We start from the raw sequence: 3,369 nt of genomic DNA on the forward strand, positions 1-3,369 counted from the left end.
CCAAATTACTTTACACCAAACGGAGATGGCATCAACGATACGTGGAATATTAGTGGATTAAATCAAGCAGATGCTAAGTTGTACATTTTTGACCGCTATGGTAAATTGTTAAAACAACTAAGCGTAACAGACGACAGTAATGGTTGGGACGGAACGTACAATCAAGAATTACTTCCATCAACAGATTACTGGTTCTCGTTAGATTACACAGAAAATGGTGTCGCTAAACAATTTAAAGCGCATTTTACGATGAAACGTTAATTTTATCGATATATAATATTTTTAAACCACCTCAAAAGAGGTGGTTTTTTTTGTTAAAAAAAATTTTTTTAATCTTTTTTCTGTCTATTTGTATTGATTTTATTGGTTATGTTGAATAATTTTAAAATATTATAGTTAATTATTTGATAATTCAAAAAATATTTTAATATTTGTTTATTAACTTAATTTTAAGATTTAATTAATTAATCAATATTTTACCTATGAAAAAAATATTACTCTTTGCTCTTTTTGTTTTTAATTTTTCTTTTTCTCAGGAAGTAGAGAAAATTAGTTACAAGTTTTTAAATCCTGAGATTGTATCAAATATTAACGATTATAAAAAAGCTTTCTCCACAGCTGATATGTCTGCTTTTCGTTATGAAAGTAAAAGCAATGTTATTGAATTTAAAAGTGGTTTAAAGGTTGAATTATTTTCGGTAAACGATCTTAGAAATAAAAATCTGAAACTAGATTTACAAAATTTTAGGAATCCAGGAGAGAAAAGCTCAGATGACTATTACTTTACTTTATCTGATAATAAGAAATTTATTCTTCAGAAATTTACTCGAACAGAGTTTAGAAATTTAAAAGGACAAACGAAATAAAAGAAATAGTTATGAAAATAAATATACATATTAAGAGTTTTTTAGTTTCATTTATTTTTTTGATAGGAAGTGTTTCTTTTAGTCAAGATAGATGTAATACAGCTGTAAACTTAGGTACTCTTCCTTCTGCAGCGGCTTGTGGTAGCACAAATAGTGGAACTACATTAACTTATAATGGAACAACAACTGGTGCTACAGCAGAAAATCCATATTCTGCTTTATCATGTATGGACTCGCCAGCCGCTGATGTTTGGGTAAGTTTTGTCGCTCCAACAAATGGGAATGAATTAAATATCAATTTTACTTCATCTTTAAATACAGCTAATATTGGTCTATACGCAAGTACTGGAGGTTGTAATTCGCTATCTGGAGTATTATGTGAAAATAGTGCAACAGGAAATATAACAGCATCTTTAGGTGCTCTTACTCCAGGAACAACATATTACATGCAAATTAGTGGAGAAGATGAAACTGATTTTGCAAATTTTCAACTTCAATTATCTGTAACAAATAATTGTGATTTATGTGTTTTAGGTTCAAATTTAACAATTAATCCAACTCCAGTAGGAGGTTTTTATTTACCTGGGACTACAGTTGATGTTTGTCTTGAAGTTACAGAATATGAGCAAATTGGAGCTAACTGGTTAGCTGGTGTAGTTCCAGATTTTGGTCCGGGTTGGAATACAGCTACTCTAGTAGGTGTTTCTGCGCCTCCAGGAAGTGGTAGCTACGTTTGGGTATATGCTAATGGACCTGCAGGTCAAGGTTGGTATGTTGATGTTGATCCTGTTGGACCAGGTGGTCCCGATGGGAATTTAACAAATAATTATGGTGATCCAAGTATAGACGGTACAGGTACATGGACATTTTGTTTTAGAATTACAACAGTTAACAGTTGTACTCCAAATCTTGATTTAAGTATTACTTTTGACACACTTTCAGATTATGAAACTGGTGGATATGGTACAGCTGGTTGTGTAGGAGATCCAAGTTTTCCTTTTTTTGCAGAAATGCAGTGTTGTAATATTCCTTTAATTACATCTGTAAATGCAACTTGTTTAGCTTTAGGTTCAGCTACAGTTCAAGGACAGGGAGGTGTTACTCCATATGATTATGTTTGGGAAAATTCTTCTGGAACAGTAATTTATACAAATAATAATAATGCTGGAGTTAGTTCGTTTAGTGGTTTAGCGCCAGGGGTTTATACTGTAACAGTTACTGATAATGTAGGGTGTGTACAAATTGTTGATATTACTATTGCTGGAGCAGCTTCTAATACAGCCTCTGCAGCATCAAGTTCACCTACAATTTGTGTTAATTCTCTAATGCCAAATATAACACATACAACTACTATTGCTACAGGTATTGCAAATAGTGGGATCTCTGGAGCAAATGGTTTGCCTGCCGGAGTTAGTGCAACTTGGTCAGCTGGTGTTATTACTATTTCGGGAACACCAACTGCATCAGGAACATTTCTTTATAATATCCCTCTAACAGGAGGGTGTGGTACTGTTTTTGCTACAGGTACTATAGTTGTTAATCCATCGCCTACACTTACTAGTATAACATCAATAACTCCAATTTGTTCAGGTAACAATGCTGTTTATACTCTTACAGGAACTCCAAATGCCGTTGTTACTTATAATATTAATGGTGGAGCATCTCAAACAGTAACATTAAATGCTGCTGGTACAGGAACAGTTACGGTTCCATCGGTAACAGCAAATACAACATTAAACGCAATAAGTATTGCAGCAGCGGGAACAACTGTTTCGGGTAATGCTTCTTCTGCTTCTGGAGGTCTTAATTCTGCGAATTCAGTAGGAGTTATTTCTGCTAGTGGTGCGGCTGCAAATACAGTAAATAGCGCAACTATTGATAATGCTAATAATACTTTGACATTAACATTACAACATTTAGTTCCTGCAGGAACAATAATTACAATTAGTATTGCTAGAGATAATAACCAAGGAAGTGTTACTATTTCTGATGGAACTGCTAATATTGGCGCTTTTAATGCTGGTCCAAATGATGTTTTGCAACATATAACAGTTACTACAACTGTTGCTACAAGTACAATTGTAATTACTAGAGTTAATGGTGCAACTTGGTTTGATGGAGTTCAATATTCTTTTGTATTGCCAGGTTGTTCAAATACTATTGCTGTTTCAAATACAGTTGTTGTTACGGTGCCAACAGTACCAACAATATCTACAACAGCGCCTACATGTGCTGCAACAGGTTCATCAACGATAACAAATTACAGTGGAGCGTTAACCTATACTTTCACACCTTCAGGACCAACAGTTGGTGCAGGCGGATTAATTTCAGGCATGACAGTTGGAACAGGATATACAGTAACAGCAGGCAATGGAAGTTGTACTTCAGTAGCATCAGCATCGTTTACCAATTTAGCGATGTTGGTTACACCAGCAGTACCAACGATATCTACTACAGCTCCTACATGTATTGCAACAGGTTCATCAACGATAACAAATTACAG

2 protein-coding genes and 1 pseudogene are annotated in these 3,369 nt (G+C 34.3%); all 3 read left to right on the forward strand.

What is annotated here, in order from left to right:
* Positions 1-261, forward strand: a 261-nt coding sequence (locus B0I03_RS13020) for a T9SS type B sorting domain-containing protein (protein WP_146603304.1), incomplete at its 5' end; no start/stop codon positions are given.
* 221 nt (positions 262-482) lie between these two features.
* Positions 483-866, forward strand: coding sequence for a hypothetical protein (locus B0I03_RS13025; protein WP_111567867.1), 384 nt, complete (start codon positions 483-485; stop codon positions 864-866).
* Positions 867-877: 11 nt separating this feature from the next.
* A pseudogene (locus B0I03_RS13030) lies at positions 878-3,369 on the forward strand (hypothetical protein); the annotation flags it as partial.

Source organism: Flavobacterium aquaticum (assembly GCF_003259835.1).
Lineage (GTDB): Bacteria > Bacteroidota > Bacteroidia > Flavobacteriales > Flavobacteriaceae > Flavobacterium > Flavobacterium aquaticum.

Bases quoted from the DNA above. Each gene is read 5' to 3' on its own strand.
- B0I03_RS13025 (WP_111567867.1), top strand. From the start codon at position 483: ATGAAAAAAATATTACTCTTTGCTCTTTTTGTTTTTAATTTTTCTTTT.